Annotated in this window: 15 protein-coding genes; 11 read left to right on the top strand and 4 right to left on the bottom strand. The window is 70.8% G+C overall.

The window, feature by feature from the left end; genetic code table 11:
- Positions 1 to 18 precede the first annotated feature (18 nt).
- Positions 19 to 1,548, top strand: coding sequence for an alpha/beta hydrolase (locus ACFWBB_RS16270; protein ID WP_385271790.1), 1,530 nt, complete (start codon positions 19 to 21; stop codon positions 1,546 to 1,548).
- A gap of 90 nt (positions 1,549 to 1,638) precedes the next feature.
- A complete protein-coding gene (locus ACFWBB_RS16275; RefSeq protein WP_385271793.1) occupies positions 1,639 to 2,238 on the top strand; it encodes a hypothetical protein in 600 nt (199 codons plus the stop codon).
- Positions 2,239 to 2,667: 429 nt separating this feature from the next.
- On the opposite strand, the gene ACFWBB_RS16280 is transcribed toward ACFWBB_RS16275, so the two are convergent.
- On the bottom strand, positions 2,668 to 4,359 hold the full coding sequence (locus tag ACFWBB_RS16280) for a transglycosylase domain-containing protein (protein ID WP_385271795.1): 1,692 nt from the start codon (positions 4,357 to 4,359) through the stop codon (positions 2,668 to 2,670).
- Between the two features lie 134 nt (positions 4,360 to 4,493).
- Positions 4,494 to 5,651, bottom strand: coding sequence for a sigma factor-like helix-turn-helix DNA-binding protein (locus ACFWBB_RS16285; RefSeq protein WP_385271798.1), 1,158 nt, complete (start codon positions 5,649 to 5,651; stop codon positions 4,494 to 4,496).
- Between the two features lie 263 nt (positions 5,652 to 5,914).
- Between ACFWBB_RS16285 and ACFWBB_RS16290 the strand changes: the two genes are divergently transcribed.
- The 3 genes from ACFWBB_RS16290 to ACFWBB_RS16300 all read left to right on the top strand — a co-directional run bounded on the left by ACFWBB_RS16290 (position 5,915) and on the right by ACFWBB_RS16300 (position 8,506).
- Positions 5,915 to 6,451: a SigE family RNA polymerase sigma factor gene (locus ACFWBB_RS16290; RefSeq protein ID WP_385271801.1), complete on the top strand. Its 537-nt coding sequence runs from the start codon at positions 5,915 to 5,917 to the stop codon at positions 6,449 to 6,451.
- Positions 6,441 to 7,265 (top strand): hypothetical protein, encoded by an 825-nt coding sequence (locus ACFWBB_RS16295; protein ID WP_385271804.1) that lies wholly within the window; start codon positions 6,441 to 6,443, stop codon positions 7,263 to 7,265. The genes ACFWBB_RS16290 and ACFWBB_RS16295 overlap by 11 nt, the downstream gene beginning before the upstream one ends.
- A 368-nt stretch (positions 7,266 to 7,633) precedes the next feature.
- On the top strand, positions 7,634 to 8,506 hold the full coding sequence (locus tag ACFWBB_RS16300) for a helix-turn-helix domain-containing protein (RefSeq protein WP_385271807.1): 873 nt from the start codon (positions 7,634 to 7,636) through the stop codon (positions 8,504 to 8,506).
- 212 nt (positions 8,507 to 8,718) lie between these two features.
- Here the strand turns inward: ACFWBB_RS16300 and ACFWBB_RS16305 are convergent, their stop codons facing one another.
- Together ACFWBB_RS16305 and ACFWBB_RS16310 are read right to left on the bottom strand one after the other, a co-directional pair.
- On the bottom strand, positions 8,719 to 9,960 hold the full coding sequence (locus ACFWBB_RS16305) for a PP2C family protein-serine/threonine phosphatase (RefSeq protein WP_385271810.1): 1,242 nt from the start codon (positions 9,958 to 9,960) through the stop codon (positions 8,719 to 8,721).
- Positions 9,961 to 10,676: 716 nt separating this feature from the next.
- Positions 10,677 to 10,946 (bottom strand): hypothetical protein, encoded by a 270-nt coding sequence (locus ACFWBB_RS16310; protein ID WP_385271839.1) that lies wholly within the window; start codon positions 10,944 to 10,946, stop codon positions 10,677 to 10,679.
- Positions 10,947 to 11,752: 806 nt separating this feature from the next.
- Here ACFWBB_RS16310 and ACFWBB_RS16315 point away from each other — a divergent pair.
- The 6 genes from ACFWBB_RS16315 to ACFWBB_RS16340 all read left to right on the top strand — a co-directional run bounded on the left by ACFWBB_RS16315 (position 11,753) and on the right by ACFWBB_RS16340 (position 16,006).
- On the top strand, positions 11,753 to 12,388 hold the full coding sequence (locus tag ACFWBB_RS16315; protein WP_385271813.1) for a DUF5994 family protein: 636 nt from the start codon (positions 11,753 to 11,755) through the stop codon (positions 12,386 to 12,388).
- Positions 12,389 to 12,393: 5 nt separating this feature from the next.
- Positions 12,394 to 12,567 (top strand): hypothetical protein, encoded by a 174-nt coding sequence (locus tag ACFWBB_RS16320; RefSeq protein WP_385271816.1) that lies wholly within the window; start codon positions 12,394 to 12,396, stop codon positions 12,565 to 12,567.
- Positions 12,568 to 12,605: 38 nt separating this feature from the next.
- Positions 12,606 to 13,055, top strand: coding sequence for a DUF5994 family protein (locus tag ACFWBB_RS16325; RefSeq protein WP_385271819.1), 450 nt, complete (start codon positions 12,606 to 12,608; stop codon positions 13,053 to 13,055).
- Positions 13,056 to 13,198: 143 nt separating this feature from the next.
- Positions 13,199 to 13,570, top strand: a complete 372-nt coding sequence (locus tag ACFWBB_RS16330) for an STAS domain-containing protein (RefSeq protein ID WP_385271822.1) — start codon at positions 13,199 to 13,201, stop codon at positions 13,568 to 13,570.
- Complete coding sequence (locus tag ACFWBB_RS16335; RefSeq protein ID WP_385271824.1) at positions 13,567 to 14,256, top strand: hypothetical protein; 690 nt, start codon at positions 13,567 to 13,569, stop codon at positions 14,254 to 14,256. The genes ACFWBB_RS16330 and ACFWBB_RS16335 overlap by 4 nt, the downstream gene beginning before the upstream one ends.
- A gap of 319 nt (positions 14,257 to 14,575) precedes the next feature.
- Complete coding sequence (locus ACFWBB_RS16340; protein WP_385271827.1) at positions 14,576 to 16,006, top strand: ice-binding family protein; 1,431 nt, start codon at positions 14,576 to 14,578, stop codon at positions 16,004 to 16,006.
- Positions 16,007 to 16,176: the final 170 nt, after the last annotated feature.

A 16,176-nucleotide genomic window follows, 5' to 3' on the forward strand; every position in this document is an offset into this window, starting at 1 on the left:
CCACAAGGAGCCGCCACGATGCCTGCCAGCACTCGCCTCGCCCGTACGTCCCGCGATTCCCGTACGTTCCGCGACTCCCTTACGTCCTTCGATTCCCGTACGTCCCCCAGCACCCGTACGTCCCGCACGCGTCTTCGCATCGCCCTCGCCGCTCTGGCCACTCTGGCGTCCGCGACTCTCACCACCCTCCCCTCGCAGGCCGCCGAGGCCGCCGAGGCCGGACAGGCGGGCCCGGCGGTCAGCGGCCACCTCACCGGCGCCCTCGCCGACGGCGCCACCTGGATCGCTGACGTCCCCGACGACTGGAACGGCACCCTGCTGCTGTTCAGCCACGGCTTCGGCCCCACCGTCGCCAGGGACGCCCCCACCGACGCCGTACGCACCGAGTTGCTCGCCCAGGGCTATGCGATGGCCGGTTCGTCGTACGACCCCAACGGCTCGATGTGGGCCCTGAACAGCGCCGAACGAGACCAGTTCGCCGCCCTCGACGCCGTCACCGCGCAGATCGGCGCACCGCGGCGCACGCTGGCCGTCGGCCAGTCCATGGGCGGACTCGTCAACGCGCAGATCGCCCGGGACGGCGGCGGGCGCATCGACGGCGCCCTCGGCCAGTGCGGGCTGGTCGCGGGCGGCACGGATCTGGACAACTACCAGCTGGACGCCGAGTACACCCTCGCCCGTCTGCTGCTGCCCGGACAGGAGGTGCGACTCGTACGGTTCGGCACCTCCGCCGACGCCTCCGCCACCGCCGACCTCCTCACCAAGGCGGTCGTCGCCGCCCAGGCCACCCCGCAGGGCCGCGCCCGGATCGCGCTGGCCGCCGCCTTCCTCAACCTGCCCGCCTGGGCGCCCGGGAAGGACCGGCCCGCCCCGACCGACTGGGCGGGTCAGCAGGAGCAGCAGTACGTGTGGTTCGCGCAGGGCATCCTGGGGTTCGTCGAGGGCGGCCGCTTCGCCATGGAACAGTCGGCCGGCGGCAACAACTCCTGGAACCGGGGCGTCGACTACACCGGCCTGCTCGCCGCTTCACAGCACGCACCCCAGGTCCACGCCCTCTACAAGACGGCCGGTCTCGACCTGCGCGCCGACCTGCGCACACTGACCGAGGGCGCCACGATCACCGCCGATCCCGCCGCGGTCCGCGCCGCGCAGCGGACGTCCTCCGCCGGTCAGGGACTCGAGGTGCCCCTGCTCGACATCCACACCACCGCCGACAACCTGGTCCCGGTGGAGCAGGAGAACCGCTTCGCCGCCCGGGTGCGGGCCTCCGGCGACGGCGCGCTGCTGCGGCAGGCGTTCATCGAGCGGCAGGGCCACTGCACGTTCACCACCGCCGAGACCGTGGCCGCCCTGCACGCGCTCGAGCACCGCGTCAGCACCGGCCACTGGGACGACGCCGCCACCCCGGCCGCGCTCCAGCGCTCCGCCACCGCGCTCGGCCTGGGCGGGGCGGCTTACGTCCCCTACACCCCGGCCCGGTTGTCGGTCGGCCGCGACCGCCCGGCCCGGTCCACCGGGTCCACACGGTCCACCCAGAAGTCGAGGTGATCAAGAAGACGCGCGATGGACCTTGAACACGTCAGCGCACGGTTAGGGTCGCTGCCAGGTGGGTCGGACTCATGACTGGAGTGGGCGCGGATGGCAACCTGGCAGGAGCTGGAGGCCGAGCTGGTGTGCCGGTTGGCCACCGCGTCCTCCGACGAGCGCGTTGTGTTCGCCGTTGGCGTGGCGGAGCGTCTGATGCGAACGCAGGAGGCTCTGCCGGCGGATGAGCAGGCGGAGTACACCCTCAGCCTCCGCCCGTTGCTCAACGCGCTCTGGGAAGCCGCGTTGGGTAATACCAGGGCGTTCGGAGAGATCAAACACGGGATGGGCGAGTACCTCCTGAGCGAGTACTGCCACAACGACGGGCAGGACGGTCCCGCGGACGCCGACGAGCCGGCGGCGGCCGCGGTGCTCCATGCCGCGGCCGCCTACCTGTTCGGAACAGGCGATCCGGCCTCGGTGGTGAGCAGCCGTGCCGTAGAGGCGTCGGACGAGCGTTTGAACGGAGATGCCGACGACGACCCTGACGAGGTGTTCGCCGCCGAGCTGCACCGTCAGCTCAGTGACCTGGCCCTCATCGGCAGCCACGGTGAATCCCTGCGTCACGCGAGTCTGGGGCTCGACATCGCGACCTCTTCCCGGCTGCACCGCGTCCTGCGCATCCCCCTGTCGTCCACCGAGGCCGGCACGTAGGTGACGCGCACGGCTTCGGAGGCCCATGTCGTTCATCGGGAAACGTGCAGGTGAATGCCTGGACCGATTGCCACTGAAGCCTGACCGCATCGTGAACCCCGCTGCCGTTCCCCGCCCGTACCTCCGTAACTCGACCCGACCTGGGACGGACTCTTCAGGAGTTGGCGCGAGCGCCGGGAGCGACAGCCCTTACCAGGCCGAGCACCACGAGCGAGGGCACGCCCTGCTCCAGGCCGCCCCGGAGCACCCGCCCGGCCGGCCGGTCTCGCCGCCAGCGGCGTCACCGCCGCCGTCGCTCTGCCTACGGCGGTTCGCCGCGCTGCTCGCCGTCGCTCTGCCTACGGCGGTTCGCCGCGCTGCTCGCCGTCGCTCTGCCTACGGCGGTTCGCCGCGCGGCTCGCCGCCGCTCTCCTACGGTGGTTCGCCGCGTCACTCTCCGCGTCGCTCCCCCGCGTTGCTCTTCGCGTCGCTCTTCGACCCGTCCTTCGTGGCAGCCTTCCAGACCCCCGCCGCCACCCTCTCCGCGAACTCCCTCGGCGACGGCTCGTTCGGCAGCTGCGCGGGCACCACCGTGCCCTTCCCCCTGCCTGCCCGGTCGGCGAAGAGCGCCACCGTCAGCGCGAGTCGGCCGTCGTACCCGGTGGTCCACACGGTCCGCCGGGTGATCCCGCCCCCCGCTCCGTCGACGGCGAAACCCTTCACCTCCGCCGAGCCCGCGGCGACGGCGACGGCGACGGGCGTCGGTCCGGCCCCCGATCGCGCGCCCGCCACCAGTGCCTCCTTCTCGTCCAGGACCCGCCGCACGTCGGGACGCGCCTGGTAGACGGTGCGGCCCTCCCGTGTGATGCGCGCGACGGTGTACGGGGTGGCGTACCTGCCGTCCGCCGCCACCGTCGCGTACGCCGATGCCAGGTTCAGCGGCGTCGGTGCCGCCGTCTTCAGCAGCTTGCCCAGTGGATCGCCCGCACGCCGCACCTCGCTGAACGGCTCCAGGGCCGTCCCCGCCTCCACCGCCCCGCTCACCGCGTCGTTGAACGACTGCCGCGCATAGTCCGAGCCCCCGTACAGCAGCCGTACCGCTCCGTCGCCGGGCACCATGCCCACGACGGCGGTGTGCACCCGCACACCCTTGCCCCCAGGATGCTGCTGTACCAGTTGGGTGGCGCTGTCCTGCAGCGACAAATCGAAGGTGGTCGTCACGCTGTAGCCGCCGCTCGCGAGCCGGTCCTCGGTGATGCCGAGCCGGTCGGCTGCCTCCTTCGCGGCGACGTCGATCAGATACTGCCGCTGCCCCTCGGTCTCGCCCGGCGGATAGAACCGGAACGCCGGGAAACGCGCCGCGGCCCGCTGCTTCGCGGTGATGTTCCCGCTCGCGGCCATCGCGTCGAGCACCCACTCCCAGCGGTTCTCCAGCTTCGCGGTCACCTTCGGATCGGAGCCCGCCTTCTCGTAGTACGAGGGGATGTTGACGATGGACGCCAGCGCGGCGCCCTGCGCGACCGTCAGGCTCTTCGCGTCCACGCCGAAGTAGTTGCGCGCGGCGGACTGGATCCCGGCGGCACCCCGCCCGAAGTACACGGTGTCGAGATAGCCCTCGAGGATCTCGTCCTTGGTGCGGGTGCGGTCCAGCTTGATCGCGATGAGCGCCTCACGCGCCTTGCGGGCCAACGAGTGCTCCGGGGTCAGCAGCGCGTTCTTCACGTACTGCTGGGTGATGGTGGAGCCGCCCTGCGGGTCGCCGCCCGTCAATGTCGCCAGCATGGCCCGCGCGATGGCCCGAGGCGAGATTCCGCTGTCCGTACGGAAGGAACGGTTCTCCGCGGCGATCACCGCGTCCTGCACATGCCGGGGGACCGCGGACAACGGGATGTCCTGCCGGTCGACCGGTCCGCGCCGGCCCAGATAGGCGCCGTCCGAGTCGAGGAACACGGTGCTCTGGGTGACGGTCTCGGGGTGTGGCTTCGGAATGGGCGTCAGGTGGTACGCCACGACGGCCGCCGCACACAGCGTCGCGAGCAGCGTGAGGAAGGCGTAGAACAGCCGGCGAAGCCGTCGGCCCCGGTTGCGCCGGAACCGGATCCGCAGCGGCACGCGCTCGCGGTGCCGGCGCTCCGACAGCATCCCCTTCCTCGGTCCCCGTGCCGTGCGCGCCGGTCGCGGCGGCCTGTCCGGCCCGTTCCCGTCGCCGTTCCCTTCCTCGCCCCCGTTCCCGTTCCTGTCCCCGTCCCTGTCCCTGTCCCTGTTCCCGATCACGTTCATATCCGCCACCACTCGCGGTCCGACCGTGCGGCGACCCTGCCCGAGGCGTCGTACACGGTGACGATCCGCTCGTCCCCGTCCCCGTCCCCGTCCCCGTCGCCGTTCCCGTCCCCGTCCCCGTCCCCGTCCCCGTCCACGGAGAACAGTGCCTCCACGTTCTTCCCGGGCAGTGGCGTGCTCACGTACCAGATGCCCCACCCCGGACTGCCCGCCAGGACGAGGACCTTCGCGGTGGTCCTGCCGCCGTCGCCGGTTCTCACCTCGACGCGGCCCGGCTCGCCGCTCAGGCCGTGGAAGAGGCCCGACAGGAAGAACCCGCCGTTCACGCTGTCCATCCGCAGGGAGACGCCCGATTCGTCGAGTGGGTGGTCGCTGTCGTCCCCGCGGGGGTTCACGGGAACCGACCAGTGCCCACCGTCGGCGGTCAGCCACATCCGTACCCCCGTCCCGACGGTCACCCGCTCGCCCGGCGCCACGACCCGGATCGGGCTCGTGGCCCGACGGCTGCCGTCACCCGCCCGGGCTCCGGACGTCCCGTCCTGCGCACTGCCGCCCCCGAGACGGTCGGCGGCGAGGAGGGCGGCGGGCGTGAGCAGCGCCGCGCAGACGGCCGCGGCCACGGCAAGGCGGCGTCGGCGCCGGCTGCGGCCCCCTGCCTGGAGGCCGGCCAGCGGCACCTCGGACGGGAGGATGTCCCGGGCGGCACGGGTGAACACCTCGCGCAGCCGCCCGGGGTCGGTGCCGGCCTCCTTCAGACCGTGTCTGGCATGGGCACGCACCGCCCCCACCGAGCAGCCCAGCAACTGGGCGATCTCCGCGTCCGGCAGCTCCTCCCAGACCCGCAGCACCACAACGACCCGTCGGCGCGCGGCCCGCCGTCCGCGCAGCCGGCGCAGGTGGTTGCGCACCAGACAGCGCCGCACATGGAAATCCACGTCGTTGCGCGGAACGCGTCGCCACCGCGCGCACATCCGTACCAGCGTTCTCCGCGCCAGTTCCTCCGCGGCACCGGGGTCGTCGGTGAGCAGCCGAGCGGTCACGACCAGCCGGGACCAGTGTGTCCGGGCGTACGCGGCGAAGTCGTGGCCGGCGGGGAGTACGGGCAGCACGGGAAGCACGGGGAGTACGGGGAGTACGTCGGGGGTCGGTGGCACGTGGGCGGTCCTTCGGCTCGGGAACTCGGTCGTGGCCGGACGCATGGGGCCGTCCGTCCTGGTCGGGCAACCGTTCGGTCGTGCAAGTAGGTTGAGCAGGCAGCGAGCCAACACCGTGCGGAATGAGGGAGCCTGGAACCTGTGTGCGCCGTCTTTCCGGTGGGGTTGCGCTTCGCTGGATGCGACCTACGCGACCTACGCGACCTGTACGCACGACGGAGGTGGCCAGGTTGCAAGGAAAGGGCAGAGATTCCGGTGGCGGCATGACCGAGGACGAGTTCGACGCTTTCTACGCGACCGCGTTCCCCCGGCTGACCGGTCAGCTCTACGCCTTCACCGGAGACCACGGCGAGGCCCAGGACGTCGTTCAGGAAGCGTTCGTACGGGCCTGGGACCGGCGGCAGCGTTTCCTGTCGGACAGTGCTCCCGAGGCGTGGATCCGCACGGTGGCCATGCGGCTGGCGGTGAGCCGCTGGCGGCGCGCGAGGCGCTGGCTGGAACTGGTACGGCGCACTCCGCCGCCCGACTCCACCCCGGGACCGGGCCCCGAGCGCACCGCGCTCGTGGCCGCCCTGCGCGAACTGCCCCAGGCTCAGCGGATGGCTATCGTCCTGCACCATTTGTGCGACCTGAGTGTGGAGCAGGTAGCCTCCGAGACCGGCGCGCCCGTGGGGACGGTCAAGGCGAGACTGTCCCGGGGGCGAGCGGAACTGGCGAGGCGTCTTGCGGGGGACGAGGCCGACGAGCGCGTCGACGAGGCCGACGGGCCGGTCCGGAAGGAGAGCCGCCGTGTCCGATGAACTGTCCGCCGTGCTACATGAGTTGGCGGCCGCCCAGGCGACCGCTCCGGCCGTCGGTGGCCCCGCGACACGTGCCCGGGCGATGCGCCGCAGGCGCCGCCGCCGTGCCGTCGCGACCCTGGGTGCGGGGACCGCGGCCCTCGCGCTGCTGGGCTTCGCCCTGACCCTGCGACTCGGCGAGGACCCGGACCATCCGGCCGGGCGCCGGACCCCCGCCGTGCCACCTTCAGGTTCCGCGTCGGCGGCCACCCCGCTGCCCGTCTCCGGCACGCTCGACCTGCCCAGGAGCAACCTCACGTTCGGCGGCCGGGTGATGCCGATCCTCTCGGAATCCGACCTCCCGCCCGGGTCCACGAGCACGAGCACGACCCCGATGACCGTGGTCGCGAAGCAGGCCCGGACAGCGCTGACCGTCGACGTGCTGCCCAGGGGCTACACCGTGGTGAACGTCGCGTACGTGGTCCAGCTGCGCGCCGGGGAGGGCGGCCCGCTCTACGTCGGCACCGTCACCCCGGACATCGAGGTCGGGAAGGACTACGACGTCAGAGGCGGCGTGATCGCCCTCGGCGCCGAGGACGCCCAGTGGCTCTACACCCGGATCCGCCTCGGGGACAGCATCTCGGTGACGACCGGCACGGCGCCCACAGCCACCCCCACGGCACCCGCCATTTCCGCGGCACCCGACACCTCCGCGGCGCCCGCCACCATGACACCGGCGCCACAGCGTCCCCGTCCGGCGAGGCGCTGCTGTACCGCAGGATCACAGAGGGGTGACCATGGAACGGTATCGATCGATGCGGCTGCCGGCCGGTGACGACTAGGCGTCCGCCCCGTCCATGGCCGGCGATCGTAGTAGTGAATCGGGAACGCTCATTTTTTCGGAGATCGGCGCCCAGCCCGTCGGCATGCCGCCGGTGGGCATGGCACGACCGTCGTCCCCGTCGAGCGGATCCGGACCCGCACGTCCAATGACAGGCCCTGCACCAGATGCCGGCCGAATCCACCCGGCTTGCCGGCATCCGACGGCGAAGGCTCTTGCGCCGTCTGGACCAAGGCATTTGCCAACGTAAGAGTCCGTTTCGGCTGCCGGCGAGCACGGCGGCATTGCGCGGCATCAGCACCCCTCGTGGCATGGCAACCTGCGTGCCGACACAGCCATTTGGACCCGGAGGTACACCGCGCGTGGCGGCGAAGACCAATCCCACTGTCAGGAGACGCCGTCTCGGGGCCGAGCTTCGTCGGCTCCGCGTGGCCAGTGGGTTGAAGAGCACAGAAGTGGCTGAGCGGCTCATGGTCTCTCAGCCCAAGATCAGTCATCTGGAGAACGGCAACCGTGCCATCAGCCCTCGCGATGTGCGCGACCTGTGCGTGATCTACAAAGTAGGGGACGAGCAGGTCATCGACTCCCTGATGGAGATGGCCAGGGAATCCGGTCAGCGGGGCTGGTGGCACCCCTATGGCGACCTCTCCGGCAGTGCCTATATCGGCCTGGAGACAGACGCCGCCACGTTGCGCACTCACGCGCCCATGATGGTGCCCGATCTGCTGCAGACCCCCGCCTACGCTCAGGCTGTCATCGGGGAAACGATCCCTCGGCCCACCGCCGAACAGGCCGCCACGCACCTCAAGGTGCTGCTACGCCGCCAGCACCGGGTCTACGACCTGGCCTGCCCACTGCGCCTGTGGGTCGTCCTCGACGAATCGGCACTGCGCCGGGTCGTCGGCGGCCGGGACGTCATGCGTGAACAACTGGAGCACCTGAAGGCACTCAGCGCGGAGCCACACATCACGGTGCAGGTCCTTCCCTACACGGCCGGCGCTCACCCGGGCCTGTCAGGACAGTTCTCCATCCTGCGGTTCGCCGACAGTCCCGAGGCAGGGGTGGTGTACCTGGAGCGGTTCACCAGCGCTCTCTACCTGGAGAAGCCGTCCGACGTGCGGCACTACAGCGTGATGTACGACCACCTCCAGGCGCAGGCCCTCACCCTGGACGCCAGCCGCGACTTCATCACCTGCACCGCCAGGACGTACACCGACGCGGCGATCCAGCCCTGAGTGCCGGCCGCAGGAGCCGGTCCCTGCCGAATGCCTCCTGCCGACGCGAGTGTGTCCGCCGCAGTGCCAGGGCGTGGGAAGCGCAGTCCGCTCGACCGGGCGAGTGGGGGCCGCTGTAGGCGACACCTGCGACCTTGGGTACGAAACCACAGGTCAGCGGCAGGCTTCAGCGAGGGAGCGGGTGCATGGGAGCGGGTGCATCGTCGGCGGGCTCAGTCAAGGGTGGCGAGGTGATCGGCGTCGCCGCCTCGCCACTCGATGAGGAAGATGGTCGCGTCGTCGGTCGTGGTGCCGCCGCGTTCTTGTTTCAGGGCGTGGGAGAGGGCGCGTACCACCGCCCGCGGCTGGGGGCGGTCGTGGAGGATCCGGTTGGTCCACTCGATCAGCTGCTCCTCACCGAACTGATCACCGCCAACCTGGTGCTCCTCGATCAGGCCGTCGGTGAAGCACAGCAGCCGGTCCCCGCGTTGCAGCATCCGCTCGCTCACCACCGGCTCCTCACCGCCGAAGCCGACCGGCAGCGTGGTCGGGCTCTCCAGCCGGTCCACCACCGCCCGGTCACGGATCAGGAACGGAGCCGGGTGGCCGGCGTTGACCCACTGCAGCCGGCCTGTGGTGATGTCCAGGATCATCATCTGAGCGGTGACGAAGTGGTCGTGGCCGAACTGCTCATTGATGGCCCTGTCCATGAACGCGTACACCCGGGACAGATCCGTATGGGACCGTCGCGTGTGGCGGTAGGCGCCGATGGCCACCGTCGCCATGGTCGCCGCGTCCAGTCCGTGGCCCATCGCGTCGATCATGGCCACGTGCAGGATGTCGCCGTTGAGGGCGTAGTCGAAGCTGTCGCCGGCCACGTCGTAGGCGGGCTCCAGGATTCCGGCCACCTCGACCTGCGGAACAGTCATCGACAGCGGGGGCAGCAACGACCACTGGATCTCCGCGGCCACACTCATCGGGGAACTGCGGCGGGCCTGGAAGAACTGGTCGGTGTAGGCGTCCTTGGTGACGATCATGTCCGCGACCAGACCGGCGAGCCTGCGCAGCAATCGCCGGTCGTCGTCGTCGACGCTGTCCAGGGTGACGGCCATCACCCCGATCTGGTCGCTGCCGTCCAGCAGTGGCAGATACATCCGCACACTGCCGTTCTCCGGCACCTCCACCGTTCTGCGGCTCAGGAACGCCTCGCCCGCGGGGGAGTCCTCGACCGGCTCGGGGACGCCGAGCTTCAGCCTCCGGCCCGGCAGCGGCACCATCAGCACCTGTTCGTAGTCCTGCAGGAGGATGGAGACGTCCCGGCCCCCTACCCTGGCCACCTCTTCCGCGACGAGTGGGGCGATCAGTTGCGGCGGCATGTCGTGGGCCCGGTCCAGCAGCACACCCAGCAGTCGTTCGCCGAATCCCTCCGACCGGTCCACCCCGACCCGGTCCGGCTTCCGCCCACCGTCCGTCATCGCTGTCGGCTTCCCTTCGTCCCGGGGCATGGGGAATTCATCGGGGGCGGCAGCGTCCACGCGGTGTCCACCACGCGGCACGGTGCCCCGGCCGCGCCGAACCGCAGCCGGTGCGGGCGGGTGCCGACCGGAACGCCGCCGGCGCTTCCAGTACCCCGACCACGTGTCCGGAGCGGCGCCCCGACGCGACGCACACGCCGCCCCTCTCGGATCCCCCCGGCAGGCGACGGCGATCAGCGTGGCACGGCGCTGTCGACCGGCACAGGCTCGCATCGCCGACCGGTCCAACGAGCCGCTCACGCCATGGGCGGCATGTCGCCCCCGAACGCCGGTCACCACAGGAGACTTGGGTGGCGGGGGCGGGGACACGCCGACCGATGAGCGGGCCAGGTCCGGGGTACCGGCCTCGATCGAACGGGCCGTCGGTGGCCATGGAACGGGCCGTCGGCCTGGCCGGCTGGTCGGTAGCGGTGTCCACGCAGACCGTTTCGAGAGCCGATCCCGCGCCCCGTTCGGTCCACGACGTCGTGGTAGAGCCACTCGGGACATCGGCGGACGGAGCACGCGGTGCTCCCGGCGGCCGCGTCCGTCGTGCTTCAACGACCCCGGCGTATACACACCGGGGTCGCCCTTCCGGGCCGGTCGCACGTGAGAGTGTGCCGACCCGCTTTCATGCTATGCCTGGTGCACATTTCGGGCATATCGGTTCGCGTGGGTCAGGTTTCGATTTCGTCGGTCTGCGTACGTCCGTTTCCGGAGGGCCGACTGGTGACCAGCCAGGAGCGCGCGGGCTCTGCTGCGTGGGCGGTGTCCACCGTGAGCTGGAGGCGGGTTCCGCCGGCCACCGTGTCGGCGGGATAGCTGCGCTGCTCGGACGAGGCGAAGCAGCGACGGAGAACCTCCGCGACCTGACGGGCGGCCTCGGGGGACGAGGCGACGAGACGCACGTCGACGTTCCCGGCAGGGAGCGGTTCCGGTGACTCCACGGGGTGACGCCGTTCCGGCCTGCCCACGGCTTCCGTGGGGGAACGGGCCGAATCATCCGTAGTGCCGCCTGGCTCGGCATCGTCGACTGCGGGCGACGCGGAAGGCTTTGCCGCTCGTCGGTTCTTCGCCCGCAGGCGGCCGATTCCCGGCAGCGCGTCACCGTAGTGGTAGGCCGCGATCCTTGCGCCGTGCTGCGCGTTGAGCTGATGGATCAGGGCGATTCCCATGGCGATCACGGCGATGATCAGTGCCGCGGTGACGACGGTCTCCATGTCCTCGCCTCCCTCGGGCGGAGCGCACTGGAGTGGTCGTGTTCGGTGAGGGCTGTACCTCTGCTGGTCGCGGTCATGGCGCGAACCTGTCCCCGGGCTCGTCTTCGACGTTCCGGTCCTGTTGCTCGCCGAGAACGGCACCGGCATCTGATCCGGTGTGCGAAGTGCTCCCGGTATTTCGACCCTACTCCGCTCGGTGGCCCCTGTGAGTAGGCGTATGACCAGGCATTCTCCCCGGAAACGCGCCGTCTGGGGCACCGTGCGGGGACTTCGCCCTCGTTACCGGGTCCGGGGGCCTCCCGGCTCGGTGATCACTCGCCCTCTCCGGACAGCGCCTTGGGGCCGGGCCCCGTCCGGAAGAGGAGGAGCGCAGGAGGGCGGTTCGTCCGCCGACGGCACGGTCCGTTCGGCCTGGCCGAGGAGTAGCCTGAAAGTACCGAGGATATTCCGCGCACCGGCTGCCACGCTCGTGTCGTTTTCGGCGATCGAATAGGCCGGACCGACCGCGGTCGGCCCGGGGCAGGGTTCGCGTCATGACTGCGACCGTCTCCCTCTCGCCGACACCCGAAGACCGGCTTTCGTCGTCCTCCCCCACTTCTTCCTCTCTCCGCCTGTCGCTGGCTCATGTCGGCGCCGCGCCGGCCCTCCTGGACGGCGCGTGGTGGCCCCGCTCTCGCGATCTCGGGGCGGAACTCCCCATCCTGACAGCGGTACTGCAGCCGCTGTGGGGGCGGATCACCCGGGTCACGGTGAATCCGACCCACTGGCCGGTCGTCCCGCGCAAGGTTCCCGTCGCCGGGCATGTGGTGAAGGTGGGCTGGTTCCTGGCCGAACAGGACCCGCACGAACTGCTGCTGCTCTCCTACCGCACGGGCCGCTGGGACCTCCTGGTGATTCCGCCGCAGACGGACCCCGTATCGGCCGCCTGGCTGATGGCCGCCGCCAGTGACCCCCTTGGCACATCGACCGCGAGCCGGCTGATGGAGCAGGCCGCGCGTCTGCGGACGGCGACGCAGACCGACCGGTCCTTGGAGGCGGTCTGGGACTCCGAGGGAGGGCATGGGGCCCGCGACCCGGCCGCACGTCCACGGATCCCGGTGGTCATGGCCCATGGCGGGGATCGAGCTGCTGCACCGGTCGCGACCCCGAATCGGCCGCTGGGGACGTGAAAACCGTGGAGACCGTCGTGGTCGTGGCCGTGCTCATGGCGGTGATCGCTCCGGGGGTGCTCCTCATCCACCTGGCCAACCGTCAGCACAGCTACCGCATCGCCGCCCCCACCACGGCCACTCCCGAGCGACCGCGCGCGGACGCGGCACCAGGAAGGAATCGGGGTGAGTCCTCGTGATCCCCCTCAGGCTTCTGGCAGACACCGGCAGGGAGCCCGTGCGCCCCGGGACCGCGGTCCTGCGGATGGAGACGACGCCCAGGCGCACGGGGACGTTCGACGGCGCGTGGTGGCCCCGCTCGAGCGACCTCGCCGGCCAACTGCCCGCACTGCTCGCCGCGTTGACCGCCCGGCTGGGTCCTCTCGCCCGCGTCGGCCTCGACGCGGGCGCCTGGGGCGAGAGGCCGGGCCGGCTGGTCGTCGACGGTCGTACGGTCCGCGTCGACTGGTCGGCGGTCGGCGACGACACCATGATCGTCACTCGGGGTGAACTGGACCACTTCCTGTTCCTGGTGATCCCGCCACAGACGGCTCCTGCGCTCGCTCGCGCCGCGATGGCCATGGCCGTACGGGACGACAACGACGCCTCGGCCGAACGGATTCTCGCCGCCACCGGCGTCACCCCCGCCGACCGGACGCGCGTACTGCCCGGTGCTCCCGGCTGGTAGCCCATCTGGTCGCCCGCGCAGTCCGGCGCCGCACACCGCGTTCAGGAACCGAGGGCAGAACCCGGTTCGCCAGACCGCACGTTCATCCGTCCGCCGCCGCGCCCGCCCGCCCTCACGCCTTCCTGCGTTCGAACGGAGAAGCCATGGCCCTTCAACAGCTGCACGTCCACCGGCAAGACCAGGGCACCCGCGCTCTGATCACCCTCGTGGGAGAGATCGACCTGGCCACGGCACCGCTGGTGCGCGACGCGCTGGCCAAGTGCCTGTGCGACGGCATGCGCGATACCGATGTCGACCTCACAGCGGTCACCTTCTGCGACGCCGGCGGACTCAACGCCTTCCTCACGGCATCCCGGCTCGCCACGGATGCCGGCAGGACTGTGCGACTGCATCACCCGCCGCAGAGCATGGCCCGCGTCATCGAGATCACCGGCTCCGGATTCCTGCTCCACTCGTTCCCTGGCACCGGCGCACGATCGCTTCGGATTCCCGACGCCACGGGCGGTACGCCGTGACGGCCCCGCCCGGGCGGGAGCAGCCGCCGCACGGTGACCGCGGCACAGCGTCCCCCAGCGACGCGTTACGCCTGCGCCGCCTGAACCGCTGGCAGGCCGAGACCCTCAAGGAGGACCTGGCCGATCTGTACGTGGAGTCCTCCCAGGCACGGCCCGGCGAGGGGTACCGGCGCCGGGAGGCGTTTCTGCGACGGCTGACCGGCGCCGTCCGGCGGCCCGGCTTCGCCCTGCTGATCGCGGAGAGCACCGCTGTCGCCGGGTGCGTCTACGGATTCCCGGTACGGCGCGAGGGGACGTGGTGGCGGGGGTTCGACGGTCCCCTTCCGCGGAGCGTCGAACAGCTCACGGCGTCCGGTCACGTTTTCGCGGTCACCGAGACCCTGATACACCCCCACACGGACGACCGGGGCCTCGCCCGCCGCCTTCAGCAGCGCTTGCTCGCCGATCAACACGCCTCGCTCGGGGCGACGTTGGTGGAACAAGCCGATTCGGCGGTCTGCGACGCCTTCCTGGCGTGGGGCTGGCAGGACATCGGAACGGTCCGCCGCCCGTCGGACCAGCAGGTCCTCCAGCCGTCGGACCCCCTGGTGCTACGAGCCCTGGTCCTTCCCATCGGGCTCGGGCCGCGTACGGCGACCCACCCGGGCGGGCTCGCCCACGAGAACCGCACCCAGCGGCCCGGCTGAGGCCCGGCTGACGAACGCCGTTCAGTGCGGTGCCTGGCGGGAGTCGTTGCGTCGCCGACGACTGCGCCCATTCGAGGGTATGCCGGTAGCCGGAAATGTGAATAAAAGTATTTACGCAGCACTGTCCGCTGTTTGAATGAGTGAGGACTGCCCCCGTCTTGTTGATGCCGGGGTAAGGATATTTCTGCGTAATATGCGGCAGCAGTGAAAGGCTTTCCGGGTGATCGGTAGGGCCCGGTACGCCACGGCCCCCACAGAAAATGGCCTTTTGATGAAGCTGAAGATCCCTCAAACAGCTGGCCGCCGTACTCTGTCCGGCGTGCTGGCCTCCGCCCTCGCGGCGACGGTTTCCGCTGCGATGGTCTTCCTGACGCCGACGGCGGCGTCGGCGATCGCATTGCCCGTACCTCTGGGCACAACCGCCAGTTACTCCGTGCTGGCGGGTCAGGGAGTCACCAACACCGGTAACTCGGTGCTCGCCCACGACCTCGGGACGCACCCGAATCCGGCCATCACCGGATTCCCGCCCGGTCAGGTGGGAGGCGCCATCCACCCTGCGGACGCTGCGGCCCTCCAGGCCAAGGCCGACCTGCTCACGGCGTACAACAACGCCGCCGGCCAGGCCGTGGACTTCGCCCTTCCGGCGGGAATCGGCGGAGGTCCGCCGCTGCTTCCCGGCGTTTACCACGCCACAGACGGTGTCGGCATCACCGGTGACCTGGTCCTGGACGGTCAGGGCAGCTCCGACGCGGTCTGGGTGTTCCAGATTCCCGAAGCCCTGACGACGGCCACCTCCAGCCGGATTCTCCTCACGAACGGCGCGTCGGCCTGCAACGTGTTCTGGCAGATCGGCAGCTCGGCGACGCTCGGCGTCACCTCCAGCTTCGTGGGCACCCTGATGACCGGGATCTCGATCACCGCCAACCAGGGGGCGAACATCGAGGGCCGGCTGCTGACCGAGACAGGCGCCGTGACCCTCAACAACAACCGGATCTTCCTCGGCAGCTGCGCGGCATCCACCACGGGTGGAGCGACGGCGGGAACGACCACCGGCACCACCGCCGGTACGACCACCGGCACCACCGCCGGCACCACCGGCGGTACGACCACCAGTGGGGGTCTCCTCGGCGGCGGCCTCGTCAGTGGTGGTCTCGTCAGTGGTGGCCTCCTGGGCGGGCCCCTCGTCGGGACCGGCGGCACCTCGGGCAACACCGCCGGTAACTCGTCCGGGAACACCGCGGGCAACACCGCCGGGAACAACGCGGGCAACACCGCCGGGAACACCACCGGGGGGAACACCGCGGGCAACAGCGCCGGAAACACCACCGGCGGAAACGGCCCCGGCGGGAACGACCATGCGCCGGGCGGACCGGGCGGACCGGGCGGACCGGGCGGACCGGGCGGACCGGGCCACGGTGGTAACGGAAAGCCGAACCACGGCGGTAACGGAAAGCCGGACCACGGCGGCAACCTCGACCTCGGGCAGTACATCCACCCCGGCAAGCCCGACCACGGCAGGTACGAGCACGGTCAGGACGACCACGGCAGGTACGAGCACGGTCAGGACGACCACGGCAAGTACGAGCACGGTCAGGACGACCACGGCAGGTACGACCACGGCAAGTACGACCACGGTCACGACGACCACGGTCAGGACGACCACGGCAAGCAGCCTGACGAGAACTTCGGTTACGACGACGTGCCCAAGGGCCACGAGGGCGACGACCACTCCCAGGACTACGAGGGCTAGGCAGCGCACTGCGGCCGGTCCGCTCACCGGTTGACGGCGCGCGGCCGTAATAACAAAGAGGCCCCCCCCCCCCCGCCGGGGGGGTCCCCCCAACCCGCCCCAGAAGACAGCCCGGGGGGGGGGGGCGGGTCGGCAGGGGTGGTGGGACGCAGAAACGCGCCCGAGAACAA

It is taken from the genome of Streptomyces sp. NPDC060000, assembly GCF_042737375.1.
In the GTDB taxonomy this organism is placed as follows: domain Bacteria; phylum Actinomycetota; class Actinomycetes; order Streptomycetales; family Streptomycetaceae; genus Streptomyces.